This is a genomic window from Rhizobium sp. RAF56 (assembly GCF_052113965.1).
Taxonomy (GTDB): Bacteria; Pseudomonadota; Alphaproteobacteria; order Rhizobiales; family Rhizobiaceae; genus Rhizobium.
Window position 1 is genome coordinate 93,941 of the sequence record NZ_JBFRDU010000016.1, and the last position, 25,735, is coordinate 119,675.

The following is a 25,735-nucleotide window of genomic DNA, read 5'->3' on the forward strand; positions in this document are numbered from 1 at the left end:
AAGCATGATGTCGGATCGCGTTTTGAAGATTGGCGCATGGTTCTATGTCGCGGTACTCGCTGCCGTATTGCTGTTTCACGGGCAATGGCAGGGCGTGATCGCCAATCCCTATGATATCGACCAGTTGGTGGCGTTTGGCCTGGCCGGCCTCTTGATGCGCCTGGCCTATCCGCTGGCGCCCTCTTTCGTCTGCCTCGCAATGATCGCAAGCGTGTGCGGGCTGAGCATCGCGCACGGCCTGGCGATGGGCTCCGGCCTGTCGCCGCTCGATACCATCGTCGGCATGGCCGGCGCCCTGTGGGGCGTCGCGCTCGGAGCCATCGTGCTGTCGGGCCGTGCCTGGCTGGCGAGACCTAGTCCGACGTTCGAACGACCCGATACACGCCACACGCTTTGAGAGGAGCGTGAGACAGCCGCCGCCGGGCGAGCGGAACGCCACGAGCGCTTCGCCAAAACGGGGAGGATAAGCCTATGCAAGTTCGCCCATGGTTCGTTGGCCTCGCCATGCTCGTCGCCGCGATTGCCTTTTCGCTTGCGCTCGTGGTTACGATGATACAGGCGCCGCAGCGCAGCATGATGCCGCCATTGCCGCAACGGGCAGCACAGCGCTAGCGCAATTCCAGGAAAAGCGTGACGCGGTTCCGGAATTGCGAAAGACAAAGGTTTCGATCCTTCTCCCTGAAACAATCAGTGCTCGGCGAAATGGCCTTCGATGAAGGCCGCCGCGCTGTCGTTCGACCGCCGCGCGTCGCGCACCCAGAAGGGAAACAGCTGCCACTGATGAACCATGCCGGGCCAGATCTCGAGGGTGACGGGCACATGCGCCTGCCCCGCCTTGCGGGCGAGGCGCAGGCTGTCGTCGAGCAGGGCTTCCCTTGAGCCGACCTGGATCAACAGCGGCGGGAATCCCTTCAAATCCGCGTAGAGGGGAGATGCCGACGGGTCGTCAGGCGACGTATTGCCGAGATATGCCTTGCTGAAAAGCTCGAGATAGCCCCTGCTGATCAAGGGATCGCCGTCGGCATTCTCGTCGATGGAGCTGCCGGTCGCGGCAAGATCGATCACCGGGCTCATCACCACGACCGAGGCCGGGGGCGGTTCCTTCGCCTGCATCTGGCGCAGCACCATCTCGATCGCGAGGTTTCCACCAACGGAATCACCGACGATGGAGATGTTCTCGCTGAGGTATCCTTGCTCCAACAGCCATCGGTAGGCTGTCAGCGTATCCTGGATCTGCCGGGGGTAGATCGCCTCGGGCACGCGCCGGTAATCGATCAGCAGCACATCGGCGGAAGCGGCCTTGGCGAGTGCTGAAGCGACGTTGCGGTGGGTGCGCAGCGATCCACCGTAAAATCCGCCGCCGTGAACGAACAGGATCGCCCTGTGACCGGGCGAGTAGTGCAGCCTTGCCGGCAAGATGAGATCGGCGGGAACGCCGTCGGCATCGACATGGCGTGTCTGCACACGCGTCGGCTCGGGCGTGGTTGCCATGAAGCTCTCGAAGGCGGCACGCCGATCCATGAGGTCATGCGCACCGGAAAAGTACTGATGCCAGAGATCGACGAGCTTTTCGACCTGTTCGGACGTCATCTTCCCCGCAAAAGCATGGCTCGGTTGCTCCTGCGCCGATCCTGTCGCCGCAAGCCATAGTCCTATCCCGGCCGTCAACGCGACCCGGGCGATCCATCGCGGGAGCGAATTCCACACGGTCAAAAGGCGAAGTCGTTGCATTGACGATCCCCCAGGAGGCGTCCCTCCATTTTTCTTAAATCTGATGGAAGCCAAATCGTCGTCCCAAGTCAACGCCCGGAATATCACGGCAGGCCAGTGAAGCCTTTCAAGTCGGGCCGGAATGGCGAATAGGCGGCGGCAAATCCGACTGCTCGCTTGCCAAAATATCGTTTCACGCTCTACTTGGCCGTGCCCCATGTCGACGCGATGGCATGGTCGCACGGGCGCCTGTTTCAAATTTGTTACACGGCCGTGGCATAAGCGCGAGGTTATCTTTGCTGGAGGACTTCAATGAGCACGCTGACGGGCAACGAGGGGCAGGACTGGCTGGAGGCGGAGCTGGCCGATACGCTCGACGAGGACTATGAACTCGAGCTCTCCGAGCCCGCGCTCTCGATGGAGATCCGCAAGATCTACCGCAAGACGCATCCGCCATCGATGCCGCGCATCGACTATTTCCGCGCGCTGCTGGCGCTGCAGTCGGAGCTGATCAAGCTGCAGGACTGGGTCGCCTATCACAAGGAAAAGGTCGTCGTCGTCTTCGAAGGCCGCGACTCCGCCGGCAAGGGCGGCGTCATCAAGCGCATCACCCAGCGCCTCAATCCGCGCATCGCCCGCGTCGTCGCGCTGCCGGCGCCGAGCGACCGCGAAAAGACGCAATGGTATTTCCAGCGCTACGTGCCGCATCTGCCGGCGGGCGGCGAGATCGTTCTCTTCGACCGCTCCTGGTACAACCGGTCCGGCGTCGAGCGCGTCATGGGGTTCGCGTCCGAAGACCAGGTCGAGCAATTCTTCAACGACGTGCCGGAATTCGAGCGCATGCTGGTGCGTTCCGGCATCCGCCTCGTCAAGTACTGGTTCTCGATCACCGACGAGGAGCAGCAGATGCGCTTCCTGATGCGCATCCACGATCCGCTGAAGCAGTGGAAGCTTTCTCCGATGGACCTGCAATCGCGCGTCCGCTGGGAGAACTACACGAAAGCCAAGGAAGAGACGTTCGCACGCACCAACATTCCCGAGGCGCCGTGGCACATTGTCGAGGGCAACGACAAGAAGCGGGCGCGGCTCAACTGCATCGATCACCTGCTCACCCAGATCCCCTACGAACCGGTGCCGCACGAGGAAATTGCCCTGCCCGAGCGCATCTTCAATCCCAACTACGAGCGCAAGGTCCTGCCGCCGGAACTCTACGTTCCCCCGAAGTACTGAAGCTAAAAAAACTGCGACCGCACCGATTGTTCGATGCGGTCGCTGGCCGGGCTGGATTTGTGTCGTCGCGGCTTGGAGGTCAATGCCTTGCCGGATTTTCCTCGTGCGCCGGGAAATAGGGCAAAGCAGGAATATTGCGGCGTGCCGCGCCGCGTTCGCGGGCAGCGGCTTTCAACAAATGGGCAAAGGTGCTGAGGCTCGTGCCATCGGCGCGGAGCACCAGGCGTATCAACGGGTCGCGCAGGACCTCCGATATCGTCATCTCCGTCATGTCATTCTCCCTCGTTTGCGAGCCTTGACTAGCATGCCCTTGCAACGGCCAGATGTCGGAGGTGTGGCGGAAAATTGACGAACTCAGAAATGCTGAAGAGCCCCCTCAGCCCGGCGGGATCACCTTGCCGGGGTTGAGTATCCCCTTCGGGTCGAGCGCCGACTTGATGCGGCGCATGACCTCGAGTTCGGCGGCGCTGCGGGAGTAGCCGAGATAGTCGCGTTTCAGCGTGCCGATACCGTGCTCGGCGGAAACCGACCCGCCGAACTTCCGGACCAGCCCATAGGTGATGGCGTCGATCTCATGCAGCGTTTCATCTGAACCATCCCCGACGGAAACGGCGATATGCAGATTGCTGTCTCCCACATGCCCGAAGAAGGAAACGTGCGCGCCTGGAAAACGGGCAAGAAGTTCGGCTTCGCAGGCGGCTGCGAATTCGTCGAGAATGCCTATCGCAAGGCTCACGTCGAAATTGACCAGCGACGGCAGCCGATCGAGGGGCGCTCCCTCGCGCACCGCCCAGAAGCTTTCGCGTTCCTTTTCCGATTGGGCGATCAGCGCGTCGGCGATGATGCCCTCCTCCAACGCCGCACCCAAGAAAGCTTCGAATCCTTCGGTATCGCGCTCATCCCCTCTCGTCTCCTGCTCAATGATGACGGTGAAGGGGTAATCGGCCTCGAAAAAGCGAAGGCCCAGCCCTTGCGTATTGAAGGCGAAAAAGCTCGCCCACATGGCCTCGAAGGCGGACAGGCCGGCAAGTTCCCTCCGGGCAAGGTCGAGAAGCCCGAGCACCGCCTCATAGCTCTCCAAAGCACAGAGCGCGGTCTGGCGGCCACGGGCAAGCGGCTTCAGCTTGAGAACCGCGCGCGTGATGATGCCGAGCGTGCCTTCCGCACCGATGAAAAGCTGGCGAAGGTCGTAGCCGGTGTTGTTCTTCATCATCTTGTTGAGAGAAGACAGGACCGTCCCGTCGGCAAGCACCGCTTCCAGCCCGAGCACGTTGTCGCGCGTCACCCCGTGCCTGATGACCCGGATGCCGCCGGCGTTGGTCGACAGATTGCCGCCGATCTGGCAGCTGCCCCGCGAACCGAGATCGATCGGCAGCAGAAAACCCGCCTGCTCTGCCGCATGCTGCGCCACCTGAAGCGGCGTTCCGGCCCTGACCGTCATCGTGGCTGCGGCGGTATCGATCTCTTCGACACCCGACAACCGTTCCAGCGAGAGCGCGATCTCGCCATCGCCGGCGTTGGCGCCGCCGGCAAGCCCCGTCAACCCGCCCTGAGGCACGATGCCTTGGCCGTGGCGGTTGCAGATGGCAAGGGCCAGAACCACGGCCTCGACGCTTGCCGGCCGCAGAACCGCTATCGGCAACACACGGCCCGAGAGGCTGGCATCGCTGCGGTAACGCTCACCCACCGCCTCCCCGACCAGCACTGTCTCCGCGCCGAGGGCATCGATCAGCTCTTCGACCACCGTCATCGCTGCGCTCCCATTCACCATCAAGCCTGACCACCCCGATAGAGGAAAGACGGCAGTTCGCCAACCGAGTTGCATCCAAGCTGCGCCATGGTGGCGAAAAGCTCGGCTTTCAAAATAGAGATGAGATGCTGCCCGCCGTCGGCGCCGATCGCCGCGCTCGCGAAGACGAAGGGGCGACCGATCAGCACCAAGTTCGCCCCGAGCGCGAGCATTCTCGCAACGTCGAGGCCGGAGCGGACGCCGCCGTCGGCCAGAATGATCGCCTCTGCCCCAAGCTCGCGCCGCATCGCCGGCAACATGGAAACCGCGGTTGGCGCCGCATCGAGCTGCCGGCCGCCGTGGTTGGAGACGATCAGCCCATCGGCGCCGAGGGAAAGGTATTGCGCGGCCTCGCCGACATCGAGCACGCCCTTGACCAGGAGCTGCCCCTTCCACGCCTCGCGCAGGCGGGCAAAATGCTCTCTGCCGATGTGGCCTTGCATCACGCGTCCGACGAATTGCGCCGACTGCCGGAGCGAACCGCCGGCGGGATAATAGGGAGACAGATTTTCGAAGTCCGGAATGCCGTGGCGCAGCACGTGGCGCGCCCATTGCGGGTGCGTGGCGATCTGCCAGAGCGTGCGCATATCGAGGATCGGCGGCACAGACATGCCGTTGCGGATATCGCGCTCCCGGCGCGTCGGCGCGGGAATGTCGACCGTCAGCACCAGCGTGCGGTATCCCGCCCGCGCCGCCCGCCGGATCATGTCCGCTTCCATCGCAGGATCGTTCGGCGGATAGAACTGAAACCATCCGTTTTCGCCGACGATCGGCCCGATGGTTTCCATCGAGCGGTTGGCGAAGGTGCTGAGCACATGCGGGATGTCATGCGCGGCCGCGGCCCTGGCGACCGGCACCTCGCAGCCCGGCCACAGCAGCCCCGCAAGACCGAGCGGCGCGACCGCGAAGGGCGCCGCGTAGGTCTTGCCGAATAGCGTAGCGCTCATGTCGGGCCGATCCGCCTCCGACAGGTAGCGCGGCAGAAGCTGCACCTCCTGGAGATCGGAAAGATTGCGCCGAACGGCGCTTTCCCGGCCGAGGCCCCCGATGAGGTAATCGTGGACAAACCGCGGCATCCGTCGCGCAGCTTCCGCCTGCATGTCATCGACGCAGGCAAACCGCCTGTTGATGTCCCTCATCGCACCCTCTCCAATCGCCACGCGTCGCCTGTCCGGGTGGGAATACCGCAGAATGAACCGCTTGTCTTCGACCGGCACCACTTCGGCAGGCGTGAACGCACAAGGGATTTCAACGCGCGCACCCCTTCAAGAACAGATCCGCGCAAGCCTTTGCCCGCGCGACAATTTCGTCGGCTTTCGGCGGCGGCAGCTGGCGCAACATGGAAGCGCGCTGCGGCTCCATGATCATCATCCCGCGCAGCATGCCGCAGGCTTCATGCGGATCGTCGAGGTGGATAACGCCGCGCTCGACCTGTTGTCGCAGCCAGTCCTCCATCAGCGCATTGGTTCTGACGATCGCGCGCTCATAGAAGGACGCCGCAAGCTCCGGAAACCGGTCCGACTCGCCGATGACCAGGCGCGTCATGGTGACGGTATCGCTCGAAAGCGTCAGCCGACCGTAGGCGATCAGCATCCGTTCCAGCCCCTCCCGCAGATCGATCGTCGCGAGCATGTTCCTATCGAGGACGTGCAGGAAGCGGCCGATACGGTCGGTGATCAGGTCCGAAAAGAGGTCGGCCTTCGTCGGGAAGAGCCGGTAGAGGGTTTTGGTGGAGACCCCCGCCTCCTGCGCGATGGCCGCGATGCTCGCCGCGGCAAAGCCGTTCTCATGAAACTGTCGGTTCGCAGCTTCGAGGATGACGGCGCGCGTATCGTCGTCGCAGCGCACCTGCGGTCGGCCTCGCGGCCTCTTCTCGATTTCGTGATTTTCGACCATCGGTATTTTCCAAATTCTGATTGACATCTCCGTTGTAATTCCTATTTTGGAAAATATCAAGTTTCCTAAACAGGAATTCAACGCTTTGAGCGGCCGCGGCCGGTAGCGACGGCGACCATCATCAGGAGAGAGACGCAATGTCGATCAAGACGCTGCATGCCATCAACAACAACGCCGCGCCCGCTACGGAAACAACCGCGGAGGCCCTTCCCGAAACGCTCGATGCCGGCAAGGCACCCCGTATCGCCGAAGCCGCAACGCCCGCCGCCCAGGCGCCGGCCCGCAAGCGCGCCGGCCGCGGGCTGTTGCTCGGCGCGGCGGCGATCGCCGTCATCGGCGCCGCCGCCTACTACGGCCACGACTACTGGACGGTCGGCCGCTTCGAGATCTCGACCGACGACGCCTATGTGAAGGCCGACAGCACGACGGTCGCGCCGAAGATTTCCGGCTATCTCTCGGAGGTTCTCGTCAGCGACAACCAGCCGGTCAAGGCGGGCCAGGCGCTCGCAAGGATAGACGACCGCGACCTGCGCACTGCCCTCGACGAGGCAAGCGCCGAGGTCGCCGCCGCGGAAGCGACGGTCAACGCCAAGCAGGCCTCGCTCGACATCCAGCAGTCCGCTATCGCCGCCGCGCGTGCCACGCTCGATGTCGACAGGGCCAACGAGACCTTCGCCGAACAGAACAACAAGCGCTACACAAACCTCGCCACCAGCGGCTACGCCCCCGTGCAGACGGCGCAGCAGACCGCCTCGGCGATCGCCGCCGCCCAGGCAACGATCGTTCGCGATACGGCGGCGCTCGACGCCTCCGTCAAGCAGGTCGATCTTCTGCGCGCCGAGTTGGCTGAAGCCAAGGCAGCGCTTGCCCGTGACGTCGCCGTCCGGCATCAGGCCGAACTCAATCTCTCCTACGCGACCATCGTCGCCCCAGTCGACGGCGTGGTCGGCAACCGCACGCTTCGCGTCGGCCAGTTCGTACAGGCAGGCACGCAGCTGATGGCGGTGGTGCCGGTCAGCGATGTCTACGTGATCGCCAACTACAAGGAAACGCAGCTCACGGACGTCCATGCCGGCCAACGCGTCGACATCGAGGTCGACATGTTCCCGGGCCGCACCTACCACGGACATGTCGACAGCCTTGCGCCGGCAAGCGGCCAGGAATTCGCGCTGCTGCCGCCGGACAACGCGACCGGCAACTTCACCAAGGTCGTCCAGCGCATTCCCGTCAAGATCGTGCTCGAGGGCGCTGCCCACGACGATTTGCGGCCCGGAATGTCGGTCCAGCCGAGTATCGACACCAAGGTCGATGCTCCCCGCGGTTAGGGGTGAGGATCAGGAGAGCGTGTCATGTCCAGCATCGCAGCAACCGCAGGCGCCCTGCCCCAGCCGCGCGCCGGTACCAAGGAATGGATCGCCGTCCTCGCCGGCATGATCGGCGCCTTCATGGCGATCCTCAACATCCAGATCACCAACGCGTCCCTGCTCAATATCGAGGGTGGCATCGGCACGGGCGTCGACAACGGCGCCTGGATCTCGACCTCCTACCTGATCGGCGAGATCATCGTCATTCCGCTAACGGCCTATTTCAGCAACGTCTTCTCCTTCCGCCGCTACATTCTCGTCAACTCCATCCTCTTCCCGGTCTTCTCCATGGCTTGCGCCTTCGCCCACGACCTCGGGACGATGATCGTGCTGCGCGGCCTTCAGGGCTTCGCCGGCGGCGTGCTGATCCCCATGGCCTTCACCATGGTCCTCACCAAGCTGCCGAAGAACCAGCAGCCGGTCGGGCTGGCGCTCTTTGCCCTCTCCGTCACCTTCGCTCCGGCCATCGGCCCGACGATCGGCGGATACCTGACTGAAAACTACGGTTGGCAGACGATCTTCTTCATCAACACCCTGCCGAGCATCGTCATGGCGATCGCGCTGGCGTTTTCTCTCGAGAAGCAGCCAATGCAACTCGGCCTGCTCAAGGAGGGAGACTGGGCCGGCATCATAACCATGGCGATCGGTCTTGCGGCGCTGCAGACGGTGCTTGAGGAGGGCAACAAGGACGACTGGTTCTCCTCGCCCTTCATCGTCAAGCTCGCGATCGTCGCCTTCGTCTTCCTTGCCGCCTTCATCTGGATCGAACTGGTGGTGAAGAAGCCGCTGGTGAAGCTCAGCCTGCTCAAGCAGCGCAACTTCGGCATCGGCGTGCTGGTCAACGTGCTGGTCGGCGTTGCCCTCTTCGGCACCGTCTATATCCTGCCGCAATATCTCGGCCAGGTGCAGCGCTACAATGCCGAGCAGATCGGCAACGTGCTCGCATGGACGGGTCTGCCGCAGCTGCTGCTCATCCCGCTCGTTCCTGTCCTGATGAAACGCTTCGACGCCCGCTATATCGGCTTCCTCGGCATATCGATCTTTGCGATCAGCTGCTTCATGAACATCACGCTCTCGGCCGACAATGCCGGCGACCAGTTCTGGATACCGAACATCGTGCGCGCCATCGGCCAGGCGCTGGTGCTGACTCCGATCACGGCGATCACGACCGCGGGCATCGCCCCGGTCGATGCCGCCGCCGCCTCGGGGCTGACGAACATGCTGCGCAATCTCGGCGGCGCCGTCGGCACGGCATCGCTCGGCACGATCCTTACGAAACGCGAGCAGTTCCATTCGAACATCATCGGTCAATCTGTGACGCTCACCCGCGACGAGGTTCGCGACCGCCTGGCGCAGACGACCGCCTATTTCATGCAACACGGCGTCTCCGACCCTGTCGTCGCCGGCGAAAAGGCGATCGTGGCGCTCGCCCAGATCGTCAAGCGCCAGGCCCTGATCCTCGGCTTCAGCGACACGTTCGCCGTCATCGGCGTCGTACTCGCGATCGCCGCCGTTGCGCTGCTGTTCACCAGGAAACCCCAGATCGGCGGCGGCGCGGGCGCCCACTGACGGCCTCGACGGTATATCCGAAAACGCCTGCGGCATCCACGAGCGCCGCAGGCAACGCGCAGAGACGCATTGAAGCCGCAGTCACTCTCCGGCTGCAGGCGGTTCCTTCAAATTCCCTCATACATCACTGATCTTACACAAGAATGTGATCATGATAATGTTCACTTACTATTCATCTCCCGCCGACTAGCCTTGGGTCGTTAAACAAGGAATCAGTTCAATGAAGAAGCTTTTGACCATCGCACTCGTCGCTACCGTGATCACGGCTCCCTTGGCGAATGCAGACGATTGGCGGCACAATAATCATGGACACGACCCCCATGGACACCAGACCCATCATGCGCAGCAGTACCCAAAGGGTTGGGGACCGCATCGAGGACCTGACCATGGCGGATACTACCATGGCTATCGCGGATACCACGACCATCGCGCAGGCTATCGCCGCGGTGGGGACGGCCTATGGTATCCTGCCGCCGCCTTTGCTCTCTGTGCCATCATCGGCAGTACGATGAACAACTAGGCGGTAGAGACTAGAGATCCGCTGGTCGCCCCTTGGGGCGACCAGCATGGCCGTCGAGGAGCCGCCTATTTCCTGATGGCGCCGAGCCTTGCAAGGACTTCGCCCGGAATCCCATACCACGCGACCAGGTCGCGGTTGTTGCGCAGGCCACAAACCTCCCGCTGAATGAACAGCGCCCAGACGGCGTCCGCGGCATCGTCCACCAACTTCTCCCTCTCGCCCCTGTCTCGATCGTCCTTCGAACATTCGGCAAGCCTTGCCAGCGTAGCCTCGACTTTTCGGCCCTGTCGGCCAAGCGCGTCGGCGCGTTCCGAGGCAAGCTCGTACTCCAGCGGATTGAAGGTTGAGCTGGCGGACTGTCCCGAAAGGGACCGTGGGGGCCTGAGGCTCATGGAAACGTCTTCCTGTCTGAGTGGGTTGCTCGCCAGGTTCGGGGTGATCGGTCGATCAATAATTGCCGCTCGTGCCCGTGCTGTCAAAAGGCAATCCGCAGGAGCCTCAAGACGTCGCCGTCAGCGCTTCCGTCATTTCCATTCCCATAGCTGCTGGGCGACAAACGGCCGGCGGCCGACGAAGAGCGCCGGTTGGTTCAGCGCGCGGGTGTACAACTCAGCGTCTTCGTCATTGTTCAGTCCCACGAACAGCATCTTCATCGATTGCGCCTGTGGCTGACCTTTCTTCCGATAGGAGAATGCTACAGCGCAAACAGGATAGGTCCACTCAGCCGTGATGAGGTTGGTGAACTCGGCTTCGCTTTGTTCGGTCGCCGTTCCCGCGATCGCCAGGAACTGGCCGAGGGCGAAGAAATGGTCGAACATTTTCAGGGCGACGTCCTGACCGAGCTGGCTGCGTTTCCCGCTTGAAGTATCGTTCACGAAAAACAGGCCGTCGCTTTGTCCCTTGCGTCTCGAAAGCGCGTAGCTGACCTGCGCCTTTCTCACCAGAATTTCCATTTGCAGATCATAGACCTGGAAATCGTCGGGGTTTTGGTGCAGGTCGTCGATCCGCTTCTTCAAGTCGGCCACGTAGTCTTTGTAGAATGCGGTTTCCATCGTCCATCCATTGCGCCGAAATTCGGCAATTCCAGTGATCTCGCCAGAGAATGGAAACGCTTCTAATGCGCCGGGGCGGTTTCCTCAATCCGCTCGCTGCCGCCGAGCGCCCATCTGGTGACCGGGCGGGCGAGAAGGACGAGGACGATCCCGACGCCGGCGCTGGTCAGGAAGATGCGCGTGAAGGCGTCCGGCAGCCCTGCCGCATGCTCGGTGTCCATGCCGGCGGCGAGCAGCCCCGCCATGAGGTTGCCGAGCGAGGCGGCGACGAACCAGAAACCCATGATCTGGCTGGTGAAGCGCTCAGGCGCGAGGCGGGAGAAGGTGGAAAGCCCGACCGGGCTCAGCATCAGTTCGCCCACGGTGTGCAGGAGGTAGGTGCAGACGAGGAAGAGCCCGGAGACCTTCACGCCCGTCGCCGCGATGTTCGCCGCCGGCACGAGGATCAAATAGCCGAGGCCCATGGCGACGAGCGCCAACCCAAATTTGACGAAAACCGGAATGGTCCAGCGTTGCTCGGCGTAGATCCAGAACGCGGCGAAGGCCGGGGTGAGCAGGATGATGAAAAGGGAGTTCAAGTTCTGGAACCAGGAGGCGGGCACGGTGAAGCTGCCGAGCTGGCGCTGTGTCAGGTCGTTGGCAAAGAGGTTGAGCGAGGAGCCGGCCTGCTCAAACCCGGACCAGAAGAGCGCGGCAGCCACGAACAGGAGCGCAAGCACGATCATGCGCCGCTTCTCCGCGCCGCTGAGGTCGCCGGCGAAATAGATGTTGAGGAAGAAACCGACAGCCACCGTGACGATGATCATGCCCATGGCCTGCGCCAACCCTTGCGCGCTGGTCAGGTCGATCTGACCGGTCAGGGCCGCGGCGGCGACCAGGACGACAACGATGCCACCGATAACGCCGGTGAAGACGTGGTCGCGACGGCCGGTGACGGCGTCGGGGTGGTGGTGGATCGCGGGCACTCCGCCTTTGTCGCGAAGCGACCTATTGTTGGCGCGCAGGAAGTTGATCAGGCCGAAGAACATGGCAACGGCGGCGGCACCGAAGCCCCAGTGCCAGCCCCAGGTCTCGCCGAGGTAGCCGGCAATCAGCCCGCCGAGAATCGCGCCTATATTGATGCCCATGTAGAAGAACGAGAAGCCGGCGTCGCGGCCGCCGATATCGTTCTTATCGTAGAGCTGGCCGACCATGGTGGATATGTTGGGTTTGAGGAGGCCGGTGCCGATTGCAATGCAGACAAGCCCAATAAAGAAGACTGATGCGGCGGAGCCGGAGACCGCCAGCAGGAGATGCCCGATCATGATGACCGCACCGCCGACGGTGATCGCGCGCTTGCAGCCCCAGAACCGGTCGGCGATCCAGCCGCCTGGCAGCGCCAATATGTAAGCAGAGGCAGTATAGAGGCCGTAGATCGCCGCGGCATCGGCGGTGGTGAGGCCAAGGCCGCCGTTCTGGACCTGATCGACGAGGAAAAGGATCAGGATCGCGCGCATGCCGTAGTAGCTGAATCGTTCCCACATCTCGACAAGAAAGAGGGTAACGAGCCCGGATGGATACTTCACGGACGTCGACATTGGCTGCCCCCGCGGTTTGTATCCGTACGACTATAACGCCGATCGCCACGAAAATCGCGCACGAGTTTCAGGCCATTCGACAGGCAGCCGCTTTTGGCTCGCGGCGAGCCGGTTCAATCCGACAGGCGGGAAGCTCCCAACTTAAGGGATCACCCGCCTGTCGCAGACTTATCCATGTGGAACCGGTTCGAGTGCTTCGCCCTCTACAATTCCACATGGCTGGCAGTCGATTTTAATCAGACCACGCTGACGTTTTCGGCCTTAGATTTTCCGGTCTTGCGATCCTGGCCCAGTTCGTAACTGACCTTGTCACCTTCCCTGAGAGAGCCGCCCCGCGCCAGCGCAGATACGTGAACGAAGACGTCCGCTCCGCCGTTTTCCGGGGTAATGAACCCGAAACCTTTGGAATCGTTGAAGAATTTTACGGTACCTGTTGGCATTGATAGTTCCTCTACACTTTTAGCGTCATCAGAATGCCCTGAGAACCTATAGATCAGATGTCCGGGTTTCAACGGCCTCTAACGCTCCTTTTGCCTGATGACCACCTATTGTCGCTGCTGAGCACCGATTTCGGTCCGATTTTCGACCCACAGCCCTGCAAGAAGGTCTGTGCAGGGTTGCTGGAATTGCAGGCATGGCGGCTTGCGAGACCGGTGGAGGGGTTCCATATACCAGTAAAGCATATTCATTCTCTTCCACCCTATGATTGCCGCCTCCACGCAGCCTTGCGCTGCCAAAGCGAGCGCGCGAAGGAGATGCCATGCAAGGAATGTCGAAAACCCTTACGGAAATGACCCTGAGCGAACGTGCCGGCATGATGGCTGTCGTCGCCGAGTCCTTGGAAGCCTTCGCCGAAGAGGCTGTGGAAGACGGAGACGCACGGTTTGCGGCCAATTCCATGGCTGTCGCATCCACCATCCGCGGCTATGGCCCCGACCTTTGTCAACGCGACCTGAAGGTAGCCGAGCTTCTGCTCGAGCAGGGAATCATGTTGATGCATGCGTATAGGGCGCGGGGACTGCGTTCGGAAGCGGTCAACTAGAGCCGCTGCCGAGCCTTGAACGGGAGAGCTGAAGCATTCAGCCTTTGGTAGGTGGATAACCCTCTTCCCGGCCGAAACGATGCAGAGCCGCGACGATATCCGCCTCCCGGTATGGCTTTGCGTAGAATTCGGTTCTGGCGGGAAGCGCGAGCTTGTCCGACATGAAATGCCCTGAAGTGATGATGATCTCGATGGGCGGCCATCGATCGCGAATGGCGGCGGCGAGCTTCATCCCGTCCATGCTGCCGGGCATTTCAATATCGGTGAATACGATCCGGATGTCGGTTCGGGCTTCAAGAATGGATACGGCTTCGTCGGCGCTGATCGCTTCGACGGCCTCGAATCCCGCACCCTCGACGATAGCGACAGCCATCATCCGCTGCAGAGGATGGTCTTCGACGACAAGGACGATCGGTCTCTTTGGCGGGGCAGCTTGAGCCATATGGAGGTCCGTCTCCTGGATCGCGTCGAGGCAACGCGACTTTGACCGTAGCGCGCTTTGCCTCATTTGTCAGATAAATCGGACGCCGTCGGAACTATCGGGGCCGGTTCCGGTTGATTTCGGATGGAGAACGCAACTGCAAACTCACCCCCTGGACCTCTCGCTCTGGTCGTCGACGACGATCCACTGATCCTGATGGACACGGCCGACATGGTGCGGGAGGCGGGTTTTGAGGTTGTCGAAGCTTCTTCGGCAGATGAGGCCTTAGTATTTCTACTCGAGGGTGGCCCCATTCTGTTCCTCCTCACCGACATCGAGATGCCGGGCCGAATGGACGGGATCGATCTGGCGCAATATGCGGCCGAGCATTTCCCGGGCATCTGCATCGTGGTTTCTTCCGGCGCGGTCGAGCCGATCGAAAGCGCCCTTCCCAGTTGCACGAAGTTCGTCGCCAAGCCCCTTAACCTGGCTGCCATTCAGGCCGCGGTGCGCGATTTTGCAAAATCCAATGGGCATCTCCCGCGATAGTCCGGCCGCGCTGCGATCTCATCCTGATCGCAGTCTGTTCGTTGAGCGCTCCCCTCCATGATCTATGCATTGTATTGAGTATAGACGAGCGAGTACCCAACTGATCTATGTGCTGAAGGGAGGTGTCGGCGGAATGAACCAGTCGTCTTCGAACATTGACTTCATGAACGGCGGCGGCGAAATGGGAGCGCTGATGCGCGCCCGCGATTGGACGCGGACACCATTGGGAAATCCGGAAACCTGGCCGCAGAGCCTGCGCGTTACGATCCGGCTGCTTCTGAATTCCCGCCACCCCATGTTCATCTGGTGGGGTCCTGAGCTTATCCAATTCTACAATGATGCTTACAGGCAGACCATGGGGCCGGAACGGCACCCGAGCGCTCTCGGCGCGCGCGGCCGGGAGTGTTGGGACGAGATCTGGGATCTGATCGGCCCGCAGATAGAGTACGTGATGTCGGGGCAAGGCTCGACATGGGATGAGGAACGCCTGGTTCCGGTGACGCGGTTCGGCAAGCGCGAGGATGTTTGGTGGACCTACGGTTACAGCCCGATTGATCTGGAGGGCGGCGTTGGCGGGGTATTGGTCGTCTGCAATGACGTTTCCAAACAGCATCTGTCCGCGGAAGCGCTGAAAAACCAGACACAACGTCTCGAACAGCTGTTCGACCAGGCCCCCGGCTTCGTGGCCGTGCTGCGCGGACCGGAACACGTGTTCGAACTGACGAACACCGCCTATCGCAGGCTCACGGGGCCGCGCGCTTTCATGGGCCGAACGGTCGCCGATGTGCTGCCCGAGGTCGTGGATCAGGGCTTCATCGAACTGTTGGACAGTGTCTACGCCAAAGGACAGCCCCACGTCGGCTTGCGCACACCGCTTGTGCTGCAGAATGACGACGGCACGACGAGAAACTCGGTTATCGACTTCGTCTACCAGCCCATTTTCGAGTTGGACGGCAGTGTCTCGGGCATATTCGTACAGGGGACCGACGTCACCGAGCTGGATGTGGTCGAGACGGCGTTTCGCCGCAACGAGCTTCAGCTCAGATTGGCGCTCGAGGCGGCCCAGATCGGTGTTTGGGAATGCAAGATCGTTGACGGCAGCTTCCTCGACATCAGGGAAGACGACCGCGCGCGCCGGCTCCTCAACCGCCATGAACATGAGTCACTTCATTTCGAAGGGTTTGTTGCACGGGTTCATCCTGACGATCGCATGAGGCTTCAAGCCGCCTCGCTGCGCGCGCTTGATCCAGCCGGCGATGGAATTTTGGACGTGGAGTACCGCATGCTTTCGCGTCACGACATGCCGGAGCGTTGGATACACGCGCGGGCCCAGGTGGTCGATGCCGATGGCGTCAGAAAGTTCGTGGGCACAGTCCGCGATATTTCCGGCCTGAAGGCAACACAGGCCCAACAGCAGCTTGTCAGCGGCGAACTTAAGCACCGCATCAAGAATCTTTTGGCGATGGTGTCTTCGATCGCATCCCAGACGCTCCGGGGCGAAGACATCGCCGAGCGCAGGTCAGCCTTCACGGCAAGGCTGCAGGTGTTGGCGCAAGCGCAGGATCTGCTCACCGCAAGCGACCTGGAAAGCGGTGGAATGCACGCGACCGCGCATGTAGCGCTCGCACCTCACGGGATAGAACGGTTCGACATCACCGGACCCGACTTTCCGATGAATGCGAGACAAACGCTCTCGATGGCCCTGGCGCTGCACGAACTCGCCACCAACGCCATGAAATACGGCGCTTTGTCCAACGAGATCGGGCGCGTTGCCATGTCGTGGACCGAAACCTCCGCGCCCAATGGGCAAAGCGCCCTGCGCCTGCGATGGGAGGAAACGGGCGGCCCGCAGGCACGAACGCCCACGAAGACCGGTTTCGGCTCCCGCATGATCTCCCGCGTACTCGCCGCCGATTTCATGGGCAAAGTCAATGTCAACTACACCGAAGCCGGCGTCGTCTTTACCCTTGATGGGCATCTCCTGAGATGAATGGGTAACCGACAACCAAAAATTCCACCTTTACCCCAGCCCAGCCTTAGCGCCTTCCAGCTTTGAATGGAGGTTGCCGCCCAAGAGGCTCGCGGTAATATGCATACCGCCGGCTGGCAAATATTGACTTAGGGATTTAAATGTATAAGTACTTATACGGAGTTTCTATTGAGCAAAGAAATTATATGGATGGGATCCTCCTATGATGACATCAAGGATTTCCCGAAGGGCGCTCGAAGGCAGGCTGGTAGCGACCTGAACAGCATTAGGGCGGGCTTGCCTCCCAAAGGTTGGAAATCTTTCCCCACCGTCGGACCGGGCACCGCGGAAATCAGGATAAAGGACGAAGGAAACCAGTATCGCGTGTTCTACGTCGCGAAGTTCGATGACGGAATCTTCGTATTGCACTGCTTTTCGAAGACGACCCAAAAGACCTCACAGCACGACATCGATGTGGGCAAAAGCCGCTATAAGGCCTTGAGAAAACACATCAGCGAGAAAACGAAGAGGACGACAAAATGAATCCGAAGGATGACGAAATCGGTCACGTTACCTTGGCTGGCGTCAACATCTTCGAAGAGCTTGGTTTTGAGCCTGAAGAGGCTGCGTCTCTCCAGGCGGAATCCGATGCTCGCATCGCCGCCATGATCGAAATCAAAGAAAACCTGATGACGGAAATCGCCGATTGGATTGCCGCAAGCGAGCTGAGACAATCGGAAGCCGCGGTGAGGCTGCAGGTCTCTCGTCCGCGTGTCTCCGACGTCGTCAACAAGAAGGTCTCCAAGTTCACCGTCGACACGCTTATCGAGATGGTTCAGCGTATCGGCAAGAAGGTACAAGTCGCAGTCGTCTAATCGGCGCTAACAGGATAAGAAATCCGGTGCGTTGTGCCATCCCGCAGAAGAGGTCGCCCGCTGCGCGGCCGGGAAACGATTTGAATGAGGCCGCGTGAAATCGCGCGCGATTGAGGAACCATCTCCACCCCGAAGCGTTTAAGCGCCCGAATGAGGTGGGAATGACTGACATCGATCTTTGGAACCAGCCTGTCGTCGTCGTAGTCGGATCGGCCAAGCATATCGTCAGAAGCACACTGGAAGCCGCCTGGCTTCTCGCCGATAAGTGGCCGGTCGTTACAGGCAAGCCCTTCATGCGTGCCCTTCGGGCCTGTGCAGCAGCGCTCGAAGGAAAGTGCTCGATGGCCTTTGCCCGGTTGGCCCTTATCGCCGCCGCGCGTCACGCCAATCTTCCAGTCGAGTGGTGAAGGCCAAGAAGTGCGCCAAGCGCCCTTCCGAAGCCTCGCTGTGAATTGAAAAAATGATCTGCAGGGAATTATGAATGAACAATCGGAATGGACTTTATCTCGTCATGGGGGCCCTGCTCGTGTTGGTCGTCGGCATGGGCATCTACATCTACCGCGAAGAGACCAAGCCCAAGGGGGTCGATATCTCGATCGGCCAAAAGGGCATTTCCGTTGAGGAAAAATGACGGTCGAGGAATGGCGAAGGAAGACCTCCCTTCGCCGTTCCTCGCACCAAACCTTGCTCGCGCCGCGACAGATGCCGCATCTAGGTTTTGACGGGGACCCTGCCCTCGAGGAATTTGAATCCCGCCACGATAATCCCAGTCAGCACGGCATAGACCACCGCGAGAAGAAACAACGGCTCATAGGTCAGGTACGTGGCCTGCCGGACCTTTGATATGACACCGTAGACATCGACGACGGTGATCGTTGCCACCAACGGGGTGGATTTCATTTGGGCGACGAAATCGCCGGCCAAGGTCGGCAGTGCTCTATGGAAAGCGCGCGGCAGCCAGATTCGGCGAAATACCTTCCACCGGCCCATCCCATATGCCTTGGCCGCCTCCAGTTCGCCCCTGGGCACGCCGGCAAAAGCGCCTCGCATGACTTCGCCTTCGTAAGCGGCAAACGACATGGTGAGGGCCAGGAAGCCGTAGGGCCAGGCCTGTCGAAGAAGGGGCCATAGGGTAGACGACCTGATTTCCGGATATTGAGCGAGAAGAGAGCCCACGCCGTAATAGAGAAGCCAAAGCTGCAGGAGGAGCGGCGTTCCCCTGATGATGCCGCAGAAGCCCCTCGCCAGTAGACCAAGCGATCGGGGGCCAGTCACCTGCGCCAGGCCAAGCGCTATTGCGAAAATGAGACCTACCGCCGACGTTGTCACCAGCAACGCCACGGTTCGTCCGATCCCGGCCAGCAATTGATCGCGATACTGGGGGATCCAGTCCCATCGAAGATAAACCGCGGCAACGCCGACCAGCAGGAGGAAGATCAGCGCCAGGATGATGCGATGAGGCATCAGCCATGAGGGCCGGCTGTTCTTAAGCACGAGGATTTCCGGCGTGGTGCTGAATTCCGTCATCAGACTGGCCTCGCCATACCGCGTCGATAGCGGACTTCGAGAAGTTTAATGCCGACGCTCGAGATGATCGACACCAGCAGGTAGATGAGACCGGCCACGAGATAGAACGTCATATAGTGTCTGGTTCCAGCGGCGGCCGCGCGCGTTGATAATGTCAATTCGGTGAAGCCGACGACTGCAAGTAGCGCCGTGTCTCGGGTGGCCGAAAGCCAGTAGTTTCCCAGGCCCGGCAGTGCATGCGGGAGCATCGCGGGAAAAATGATGCGCAGGAACAATTGCAGCGGCCCCATGCCGAAGGCTCGCCCCGCCTCGATTTCCCCAATGGGCACGGCCTTGATGGCGCCGCGAATGATCTCGGTCAGATAGGCGCCAAGAACGATGCCTAAAACCGCGATACCCGCGGCCAGTCCATTGATATCCATCGGCGGGCGACCGAAGGAAGCCAATATGCGATTGAGCCCGTCCGTTCCGGCGTAGTAGAGCAACAGGATCAGGACGAGTTCAGGGATCGCGCGGACGAGCGTCGTGTAACATTCGAGCAGGTCCGAAACCACACGCCCGCCGTAGAGCTTGCCGCAGGCACCGAACATCCCGATCAAAAGGCCAGACGTATAGGCGCCCATCGCGATGATGATCGAATTGCGCAGCCCCTTCAGTAGGGCAAGGCCCCATCCCGGCGGCTCAAGCGCCAGAACGCTCAAGTCCACCGAACCAACCAGTGTTTGAAACATTGCCTATTGTCCGCTTGGATACATGGGAGCGCGCGGCATCGCCGCGCGCGTTCTATGCGTCGAAATCACTTTCCGCCGTAGATGTCGAAATCGAAGTATTTCTTCGAGAAAGCGTCATAGGTGCCGTCGGCCCGGATCGCCTTGATCGCGTCGTTCAGGCGGTTCTTAAGATCGGTCTCGCCCTGCCTAAGACCGATACCGACGCCGGCGCCGAGAATTGATGCATCCTCAGCAAGATTACCCTTGAGCTCGCAGCAAGGATCCGACTTAAGAAAGGGTTGGACAGCAATTGCATCGGCTATCACCGCGTCGACACGGCCGGCGGCGAGATCCTGGTACATTTCATCCTGGGTCTGATATTCCTTGATTTCGGACGACTTGAAATGCGCCAGGGCATACTGCTGGTGAATGGTGGACACCAGCACTGCGACCGATTTGCCGGAGAGGCTTTCCGCGTCCGCGCCGATCTTGTCGTTCTTGTTGGCGATCACGACTGCCGGCGTGTCGTAGTACTTATCGGTGAAATCGATCACCTTCTTGCGCTCGTCGGTGATCGACATGGAGCCGATGATCAGGTCGATCTTCTTCGAGGTCAGTGCCGGAATGATGCCGTCCCACGAAACCAGCACGATCTGGCAATCGAGGTTGGCCTGCTTGCAGATCGCATCCTTGAATTCGACTTCCCAGCCGACAAACTTGCCGGAGGCGTCGAGCGACGTGAACGGCACATAGGGATCGGCCGAAAAGCCGATCTTGACCGTCTCGGCGAGTGCTGCGCCCGCCCCCGCAATTCCCATGGCGACCGCGATGGCTGCAATTTTAAACGTCTTTAGCATGCACTTCTCCCCTTTTATTATCTGCTCGGTTTGGTTTGACGAAGGTCAATGAATTGACTGAATGAAACGCTTCAGGTGCTCCGACCGGGGGTCGCCGAAGATCTGCTCGGGCGGCCCCTGCTCTTCCACCACGCCCTGCCGGAGAAAGACGACATGGCTGGCGACGTTGCGGGCAAATTTCATTTCATGCGTGACCAGGATCATGGTCCGCTTTTCCTTGGCGAGATCGCCGATGACCGAGAGCACCTCGCCGACGAGCTCGGGGTCGAGGGCGGATGTCGGTTCGTCGAACAGCAGGGCCAGCGGCTCGACCGCGAGCGCGCGGGCGATGGCGGCGCGCTGCTGTTGCCCCCCCGACATAAAGGCCGGATAGGCGTCCCGTTTTTCGTAAAGGCCAACTCTCTTCAGGATCGTCTCGGCGCGTGCGATCGCCTCTGCCTTGCTGACGCCAAGGACATGGACCGGCGCCTCGATGACGTTCTGAAGAACGGTCATATGCTGCCAGAGGTTGAAGCTCTGGAAGACCATGGCAAGGCGAGACCTCAGCCGCTGGACCTGCTTGCGATTGGCTGGCGCAAGACCGCCCTGCCCGTCGCGCTTCATTTCGATCGTCTCGCCGTGAATGGTGATCGACCCCGCCGAGGGCACTTCGAGCATGTTGACGCAGCGCAGAAACGTGGACTTTCCCGATCCGGAGCCGCCGATGATGGCGATCACGTCCCCCTGCCGCGCTGTCAGAGACACGCCCTTCAGGACCTCCAGCGGGCCGAATTTCTTGTGGAGATCGCTAACTTGAATTGCTTCACTCTGATCGGTCATTGGTCGCTCAATTGCCCCTGAAAGATGGCGGACGTTTCTCGAGGAAGGCACTGACGCCCTCCTCGAAATCTTTAGTCTGTGTGATGGCAAGAAATGCGAGCCGCTCGCTCTCCAAATGCTCGGCAAACGAGCACCCTGCGGACTTGTCGAGGAGACCGCGGAACTCGGCATAGGCTCGCGAAGGGCCGGCGGCCAACTTGCTAGCAAGCGCTTCGAATTCCACGTCGAAGGAAGCTTTCTCCGCGACGGCAGTGACAAGCCCCCATGCCTTGGCTTCGGCGGCGTCCAGTTCGCGGCTGAGCATCATCAATTCGTTGGCGCGCGCACGCCCTGCCCGTTGACACAGGAACCAGCTGCCACCGCAGTCCGGCACCGCGCCAATGCGGTCGTAGGCCAACAGGAACCGCGTTCCTTCCGCCGCAAGCACAACGTCGGCAAGCAGCGCCAGGCTCAATCCGGCGCCCGCCGCAACGCCGTGCACGCCAGCGAGAATTGGAGCGTTCAATTGCCTCAATTCAAGGATTGCCGGATTAAGACAGTCGAGAAGATCATCGATGGCTCTTGCGGCTTTGTCGGCGCCTCCGGCGAAGGCGGCCACGTCGCCACCCGCCATGAATGCCCGGCCTAGCCCCGAGAGCGTGACGCAGCGCAGACCTTCTCTCTGGCCAAGATCGCGCACAACAGACAGTAGCTCGCGTGCCATTTGCAAATTGATGGCGTTGAGAACGTCGGGTCTTTCGAATTTGATGCGAGCGACGCCGAGCACCTGATCGAATTCATATCTCAAGGTGCTGAACGCCTGCATTTATCGCGCCCCATCGAGCAATCGCGCCGCATCCGACGATATCGAATAAAGGGATAGGTAATTGCCCACGATGTTCTCCCCATGCGTCTTGGCAGAGCTTCTTGTCGACCCTGGTGCGGCGCCGCACGAACATACGATATTTTGTTGGACGTTCAATAATTTTTTTGCTGGACGTTCAAAATATTTTGCTTCCGGCTTGTGGATGGGCGATGGAGATGACCTTTTCCACCGGTAGGCAGGGCTTGAAATGGGGAGGCTCAGCGGAATATCGCGCCAGCTAGCGCAGATCGCAGCCGCGCCCATAGGACGACGGCTGCGCGAAAACGGCGACGTTGTCGCCTGGCCGTGATCGTCAGATCAGGCTGTCAGTTGTGTTGACGTGCTCGCCACAGGCGGTGGGGCGAGTTTTCTTCGTAGCCGAGCTTATCGAAACTTGCGACCTCCAGGATCAGTCCCCAAGGCGCCCGAAAGTAGATCCAGTTGAAGCCCGCCAAGGGGCCCGCTTCCACCAGGTTGGGGCCGCCAAGCATTTCGACGCCTTGCGCGCGAAGGCGCTCCGCCGAAGCATGTACATCCTCCACTTCAAAGCACAGGTGCATGCCGCCGACTTCCGACGACCGCCTGGGTCGCGAGGCTTTGTCGCCGCTATATTCGAACAGTTCGACGCTCGTTCCCTCGCCACAGCGCAGAAAGACGAGATCGCGAATGGTGGACTGCGGCGAGGCGCCGAGCTTGTTCTTCATGAAGTCCTGGTCGACGTCGAATGGCCCTGTGCGAAAAACCTCGATGGCGCCGAAAACAGCCTTGAAGAAAGCAATGCCCTCTTCGATGTCCGGCACCGTGATGCCAATGTGATGCATGCCATAAACTTCGTTCGCCATGCTTTCCTCCTCACCAAAAGTGCGGTTGAATGTCCCCGTCAGGACGCGGTTCGTCCCCGGACCGCCGAGTAGATCAGCGCTGCGACAACGATCAGGATGCCCTGGAACAGATACTGGTAGGTCTGGGTAAGGCTGAGGAAGGTGACGGCGCTCAAGATCTCGGTGAGCAGAACAGCGCCCAGGACCGTTCCGATAAACGTTCCCCGTCCACCCGTCAGGCTGGTGCCCCCAAGCACCACGGCGGTAATGCTGGCGAGCGTGTAGTTGACGCCCTGACGCGGATCGCCAACGCCGATCTGCGTCATCAGCATCACTGCGCCGAGAGCGGTTAGCAACGAGCAAGCGATGTACCCGGCAATGTAGGTAAGATCGACACGAATGCCCATTCGGCGCGCCGATTCCTCGTTTGAACCGACGGCGCGCAAGCGCCAGCCATTTCTTGTTTCGCGCAACGCATATTCACCGCACAGTGCGACGGCCACGAGCACCAGGAAGGCGACGGGGAACGGGCCGACCTGCCAGTTGACCCAGTCCGTCACGGTGGAGCTGATGTAGCCATCGGGATTATCGCGCAGCAGGAAGCTCAGCCCCTGTATCGCGATGTACATCGCAAGGGTCGCGGCGATGGGCGTAAAGTTGGCATATCGTATCAACAGCCCGTTCACGGCGCCGGTGATGAACGCGCCGGCGAACATCAGCAGGAAGCCCGCTAGAACGACCGTCGTCGACACGTCGTCATTGACGAAGAACGAGGCTACGACGACGAGGAAGCCGGCGAGCGGCCCCACGGAAAGATCGATGCCGCCCATAAGCAGCGCGATCGTCTGCCCGAGCGCGATAAAGCCAAGCGCCGATGCAAGGAGGAAGATGTTGTAGATGTTGGAGATCGACAGGAAGTTGTCGTTCTGGCTGTTTACATAGAGCCCAAGAAGGAGAGTGACGAGCGCCAGTGGCAAGGTCGGTGCATTGTCCGACTGCAGGAAATGCCGGAGCCCCTTCCTCTGCGTCGCCTCAGCCTTGGCGCCGCTTTCAACCTCATGGGTCTCCGCTTTCAGCGCGGCCGCCACGATGCGTTCTTCGGTAACGTCGTCGCCGGTGAGCATCTCGACGACATGTCCGCGCGACATCACGACGACCTTGTCGCACAGTCCCTCGAGCTCGACCGCATCGGAGGAGTTGACGATGACCGGCGTCCCGGCGTCCGAGACGTCTCGCAGGATGCGGTAGATTTCGAAGCGCGCACCGACGTCGACGCCCTGCGTCGGTTCGTCGGCGATGACAACGCCGGGCTCCGACAAAAGCGCCCGCGACATCACGACTTTCTGCTGGTTGCCGCCGGACAGCGACAGGATCGGCGCCTCCATGCTGGGCGTCTTCACCGCCAGCTCGTCGAAGATCGACTTGACCTTCTCCTGCTCCTTCTTGCGGTTCATGATCCCGCCAGTGGCGAATTTCTCAAGGGCTGAAAAGGTTGCGTTTTCTCGCACGGTCAGGCCGCTTGCGACGCCTTCGCGGTGTCGGTCGGAAGGCATGAAGGCGGCTTCGTGAACGAGTTCGTGCTGCTTGAGCAGACGGCCATGCAGGGTGATCTCGCCCTCTGCCGGCTGCAATCCGGCCAGCGCGCGCATCAGTCCCGTCTGTCCGTTGCCCGCCACGCCAGCAACACCGACGATCTGGCCACGCGGCACATCGAAGCTGATATTCCCGAGACCTTTGCCGCTTAGGCCGGCGATCGAAAGGCACGTCTCCTCCGACGCGCGCCTGGATTTCGGCGGAAATGCAGAGTCAAGCGTACGGCCGACGATGAGGTTCACAAGGTCGGCGTCGCTGATTTCGCTGACGAGTGCGGCGCCACGAACGCGGCCGTCCCGCAAGATTGTCACACGCTGGGCGATCTGGCGCAGCTCCGCCAGACGATGGGTAATGTAGATGACGGACGTCCCACTCTCCGCGGCCTTGCGAATGCGGGCGAAGAGCATTTCCGTCGCGTCCTGGTCGAGGGAGGCGGTAGGCTCGTCGAGAATGAGAACCTTGGGCTTGAGCGCCAGCGCCTTGCCGATTTCAAGCAGATGTTTCTGCGCCACCGTCAGTCGGTCGGCGCGCATGCGGAGCGGCAACTGGAGGCCAACGGCATCAAGCATCTCCTGGACAACCTCCTGCGCCGGGCGCCCGGCAAAAACGGAGGGCGGCAGCGCGACGCAGAGGTTTTCGAGAACCGAAAGGTCCTCGAGGATGGCAGGATGCTGGAAGCAGATGGCGATGCCGAGAGAGGCCGCGACCTCGGGCGTCATCTGCTGGATGCGCTCGCCTTCGTAGCTGATTTCGCCTTCACTGGCCTGGAGCGTGCCTGCGATGATGTTCATCAGCGTCGACTTGCCGGCGCCGTTTTCACCGAGAATGGCGTGCACCTCGCCGGGCAGGAATTCGACGCTGACGTCGCGGAGCGCCGGAACGCCCGAGAAATATTTGTAGATGCCGGCCAAGCGGATCGTCACGTCATTTTGCGCCGATCTGCCCGTCTCGATCGCATTCATCACTGCTGTAGCCATAACCTGTAATCCACTCTAGATCGT

At 61.0% G+C, this 25,735-nt stretch carries 30 protein-coding genes; 13 read left to right on the forward strand and 17 right to left on the reverse strand.

The genetic code is table 11. The annotated features are described in order from the left end of the window. Nucleotides 1-22: 22 nt before the first annotated feature. Nucleotides 23-397 carry a hypothetical protein gene (locus tag AB4048_RS15525; RefSeq protein WP_442202862.1) on the forward strand — a complete coding sequence of 125 codons (375 nt, stop codon included), beginning with the start codon at nucleotides 23-25 and terminating at the stop codon, nucleotides 395-397. 74 nt (nucleotides 398-471) lie between these two features. Continuing rightward, on the forward strand, nucleotides 472-612 hold the full coding sequence (locus AB4048_RS15530) for a hypothetical protein (protein WP_442202863.1): 141 nt from the start codon (nucleotides 472-474) through the stop codon (nucleotides 610-612). A gap of 75 nt (nucleotides 613-687) precedes the next feature. On the opposite strand, the gene AB4048_RS15535 is transcribed toward AB4048_RS15530, so the two are convergent. Beyond that, nucleotides 688-1,590 carry an alpha/beta hydrolase gene (locus AB4048_RS15535; protein ID WP_442202922.1) on the reverse strand — a complete coding sequence of 301 codons (903 nt, stop codon included), beginning with the start codon at nucleotides 1,588-1,590 and terminating at the stop codon, nucleotides 688-690. Nucleotides 1,591-2,022: 432 nt separating this feature from the next. Here AB4048_RS15535 and ppk2 point away from each other — a divergent pair, with 432 nt between their 5' ends. Further along, nucleotides 2,023-2,940 carry a polyphosphate kinase 2 gene (gene ppk2, locus AB4048_RS15540; protein ID WP_442202864.1) on the forward strand — a complete coding sequence of 306 codons (918 nt, stop codon included), beginning with the start codon at nucleotides 2,023-2,025 and terminating at the stop codon, nucleotides 2,938-2,940. 79 nt (nucleotides 2,941-3,019) lie between these two features. Here the strand turns inward: ppk2 and AB4048_RS15545 are convergent, their stop codons facing one another. The 4 genes from AB4048_RS15545 to AB4048_RS15560 form a co-directional block, all read right to left on the reverse strand. Further along, nucleotides 3,020-3,211 carry a hypothetical protein gene (locus tag AB4048_RS15545; RefSeq protein WP_442202865.1) on the reverse strand — a complete coding sequence of 64 codons (192 nt, stop codon included), beginning with the start codon at nucleotides 3,209-3,211 and terminating at the stop codon, nucleotides 3,020-3,022. 105 nt (nucleotides 3,212-3,316) lie between these two features. After that, nucleotides 3,317-4,690: an FAD-binding oxidoreductase gene (locus tag AB4048_RS15550; RefSeq protein ID WP_442202866.1), complete on the reverse strand. Its 1,374-nt coding sequence runs from the start codon at nucleotides 4,688-4,690 to the stop codon at nucleotides 3,317-3,319. Between the two features lie 20 nt (nucleotides 4,691-4,710). Beyond that, nucleotides 4,711-5,868, reverse strand: a complete 1,158-nt coding sequence (locus tag AB4048_RS15555) for an alpha-hydroxy acid oxidase (RefSeq protein ID WP_442202867.1) — start codon at nucleotides 5,866-5,868, stop codon at nucleotides 4,711-4,713. 109 nt (nucleotides 5,869-5,977) lie between these two features. Then, nucleotides 5,978-6,625 (reverse strand): TetR/AcrR family transcriptional regulator, encoded by a 648-nt coding sequence (locus AB4048_RS15560; protein WP_442202868.1) that lies wholly within the window; start codon nucleotides 6,623-6,625, stop codon nucleotides 5,978-5,980. A 137-nt stretch (nucleotides 6,626-6,762) separates the two neighbouring features. On the opposite strand from AB4048_RS15560, the gene AB4048_RS15565 reads away from it, so the two are divergent. The 3 genes from AB4048_RS15565 (at nucleotide 6,763) to AB4048_RS15575 (ending at nucleotide 10,078) form a co-directional block, all read left to right on the forward strand. Continuing rightward, nucleotides 6,763-7,950, forward strand: coding sequence for an HlyD family secretion protein (locus tag AB4048_RS15565; protein ID WP_442202869.1), 1,188 nt, complete (start codon nucleotides 6,763-6,765; stop codon nucleotides 7,948-7,950). Between the two features lie 24 nt (nucleotides 7,951-7,974). Next, a complete protein-coding gene (locus tag AB4048_RS15570; protein ID WP_442202870.1) occupies nucleotides 7,975-9,558 on the forward strand; it encodes an MDR family MFS transporter in 1,584 nt (527 codons plus the stop codon). 220 nt (nucleotides 9,559-9,778) lie between these two features. Further along, nucleotides 9,779-10,078: a hypothetical protein gene (locus AB4048_RS15575; RefSeq protein ID WP_442202871.1), complete on the forward strand. Its 300-nt coding sequence runs from the start codon at nucleotides 9,779-9,781 to the stop codon at nucleotides 10,076-10,078. Nucleotides 10,079-10,143: 65 nt separating this feature from the next. Here AB4048_RS15575 and AB4048_RS15580 read toward each other — a convergent pair whose 3' ends face one another. The 4 genes from AB4048_RS15580 to AB4048_RS15595 form a co-directional block, all read right to left on the reverse strand. Beyond that, the gene (locus AB4048_RS15580; protein ID WP_442202872.1) at nucleotides 10,144-10,470 is read right to left on the reverse strand and encodes a DUF6665 family protein; all 327 of its coding nucleotides are present in this window, start codon (nucleotides 10,468-10,470) and stop codon (nucleotides 10,144-10,146) included. Between the two features lie 132 nt (nucleotides 10,471-10,602). After that, entirely contained in the window at nucleotides 10,603-11,130 is a 528-nt protein-coding gene (locus AB4048_RS15585; protein ID WP_442202873.1) for a hypothetical protein, read from the reverse strand. Nucleotides 11,131-11,192: 62 nt separating this feature from the next. Next, complete coding sequence (locus tag AB4048_RS15590) at nucleotides 11,193-12,707, reverse strand: peptide MFS transporter (RefSeq protein ID WP_442202874.1); 1,515 nt, start codon at nucleotides 12,705-12,707, stop codon at nucleotides 11,193-11,195. A gap of 236 nt (nucleotides 12,708-12,943) precedes the next feature. Then, nucleotides 12,944-13,147, reverse strand: coding sequence for a cold-shock protein (locus AB4048_RS15595; RefSeq protein ID WP_442202875.1), 204 nt, complete (start codon nucleotides 13,145-13,147; stop codon nucleotides 12,944-12,946). Nucleotides 13,148-13,467: 320 nt separating this feature from the next. Between AB4048_RS15595 and AB4048_RS15600 the strand changes: the two genes are divergently transcribed. Further along, nucleotides 13,468-13,749, forward strand: a complete 282-nt coding sequence (locus tag AB4048_RS15600; RefSeq protein WP_442202876.1) for a hypothetical protein — start codon at nucleotides 13,468-13,470, stop codon at nucleotides 13,747-13,749. Between the two features lie 37 nt (nucleotides 13,750-13,786). On the opposite strand, the gene AB4048_RS15605 is transcribed toward AB4048_RS15600, so the two are convergent. Next, entirely contained in the window at nucleotides 13,787-14,191 is a 405-nt protein-coding gene (locus tag AB4048_RS15605) for a response regulator (RefSeq protein ID WP_442202877.1), read from the reverse strand. A 123-nt stretch (nucleotides 14,192-14,314) separates the two neighbouring features. On the opposite strand from AB4048_RS15605, the gene AB4048_RS15610 reads away from it, so the two are divergent. The 6 genes from AB4048_RS15610 to AB4048_RS15635 all read left to right on the forward strand — a co-directional run bounded on the left by AB4048_RS15610 (nucleotide 14,315) and on the right by AB4048_RS15635 (nucleotide 18,194). Beyond that, nucleotides 14,315-14,719: a response regulator gene (locus tag AB4048_RS15610; RefSeq protein ID WP_442202878.1), complete on the forward strand. Its 405-nt coding sequence runs from the start codon at nucleotides 14,315-14,317 to the stop codon at nucleotides 14,717-14,719. A 133-nt stretch (nucleotides 14,720-14,852) separates the two neighbouring features. Beyond that, nucleotides 14,853-16,709 (forward strand): sensor histidine kinase, encoded by a 1,857-nt coding sequence (locus AB4048_RS15615; RefSeq protein ID WP_442202879.1) that lies wholly within the window; start codon nucleotides 14,853-14,855, stop codon nucleotides 16,707-16,709. Between the two features lie 168 nt (nucleotides 16,710-16,877). Then, nucleotides 16,878-17,231 (forward strand): type II toxin-antitoxin system RelE/ParE family toxin, encoded by a 354-nt coding sequence (locus AB4048_RS15620; RefSeq protein WP_442202880.1) that lies wholly within the window; start codon nucleotides 16,878-16,880, stop codon nucleotides 17,229-17,231. Next, nucleotides 17,228-17,563, forward strand: a complete 336-nt coding sequence (locus tag AB4048_RS15625) for a helix-turn-helix domain-containing protein (protein WP_442202881.1) — start codon at nucleotides 17,228-17,230, stop codon at nucleotides 17,561-17,563. Before AB4048_RS15620 ends, AB4048_RS15625 begins: the two co-directional genes overlap by 4 nt. A 161-nt stretch (nucleotides 17,564-17,724) precedes the next feature. After that, nucleotides 17,725-17,970 (forward strand): DUF982 domain-containing protein, encoded by a 246-nt coding sequence (locus AB4048_RS15630; RefSeq protein WP_442202882.1) that lies wholly within the window; start codon nucleotides 17,725-17,727, stop codon nucleotides 17,968-17,970. Between the two features lie 74 nt (nucleotides 17,971-18,044). After that, the gene (locus tag AB4048_RS15635; protein WP_442202883.1) at nucleotides 18,045-18,194 is read left to right on the forward strand and encodes a hypothetical protein; all 150 of its coding nucleotides are present in this window, start codon (nucleotides 18,045-18,047) and stop codon (nucleotides 18,192-18,194) included. A gap of 80 nt (nucleotides 18,195-18,274) precedes the next feature. On the opposite strand, the gene AB4048_RS15640 is transcribed toward AB4048_RS15635, so the two are convergent. From AB4048_RS15640 to AB4048_RS15670, 7 genes are all read right to left on the reverse strand, one after another. Beyond that, the gene (locus AB4048_RS15640; RefSeq protein ID WP_442202884.1) at nucleotides 18,275-19,090 is read right to left on the reverse strand and encodes an ABC transporter permease; all 816 of its coding nucleotides are present in this window, start codon (nucleotides 19,088-19,090) and stop codon (nucleotides 18,275-18,277) included. Then, nucleotides 19,090-19,821: an ABC transporter permease gene (locus AB4048_RS15645; RefSeq protein WP_442202885.1), complete on the reverse strand. Its 732-nt coding sequence runs from the start codon at nucleotides 19,819-19,821 to the stop codon at nucleotides 19,090-19,092. The genes AB4048_RS15640 and AB4048_RS15645 overlap by 1 nt, the downstream gene beginning before the upstream one ends. 65 nt (nucleotides 19,822-19,886) lie before the next feature. Beyond that, nucleotides 19,887-20,657: a transporter substrate-binding domain-containing protein gene (locus tag AB4048_RS15650; RefSeq protein WP_442202886.1), complete on the reverse strand. Its 771-nt coding sequence runs from the start codon at nucleotides 20,655-20,657 to the stop codon at nucleotides 19,887-19,889. A 45-nt stretch (nucleotides 20,658-20,702) separates the two neighbouring features. Beyond that, the gene (locus AB4048_RS15655) at nucleotides 20,703-21,476 is read right to left on the reverse strand and encodes an ABC transporter ATP-binding protein (protein ID WP_442202887.1); all 774 of its coding nucleotides are present in this window, start codon (nucleotides 21,474-21,476) and stop codon (nucleotides 20,703-20,705) included. A gap of 7 nt (nucleotides 21,477-21,483) precedes the next feature. Further along, nucleotides 21,484-22,281, reverse strand: a complete 798-nt coding sequence (locus AB4048_RS15660) for an enoyl-CoA hydratase/isomerase family protein (RefSeq protein ID WP_442202888.1) — start codon at nucleotides 22,279-22,281, stop codon at nucleotides 21,484-21,486. Nucleotides 22,282-22,646: 365 nt separating this feature from the next. After that, a complete protein-coding gene (locus AB4048_RS15665; protein WP_442202889.1) occupies nucleotides 22,647-23,162 on the reverse strand; it encodes a VOC family protein in 516 nt (171 codons plus the stop codon). Nucleotides 23,163-23,200: 38 nt separating this feature from the next. Next, nucleotides 23,201-25,711, reverse strand: a complete 2,511-nt coding sequence (locus AB4048_RS15670; RefSeq protein ID WP_442202890.1) for an ATP-binding cassette domain-containing protein — start codon at nucleotides 25,709-25,711, stop codon at nucleotides 23,201-23,203. Nucleotides 25,712-25,735: the final 24 nt, after the last annotated feature.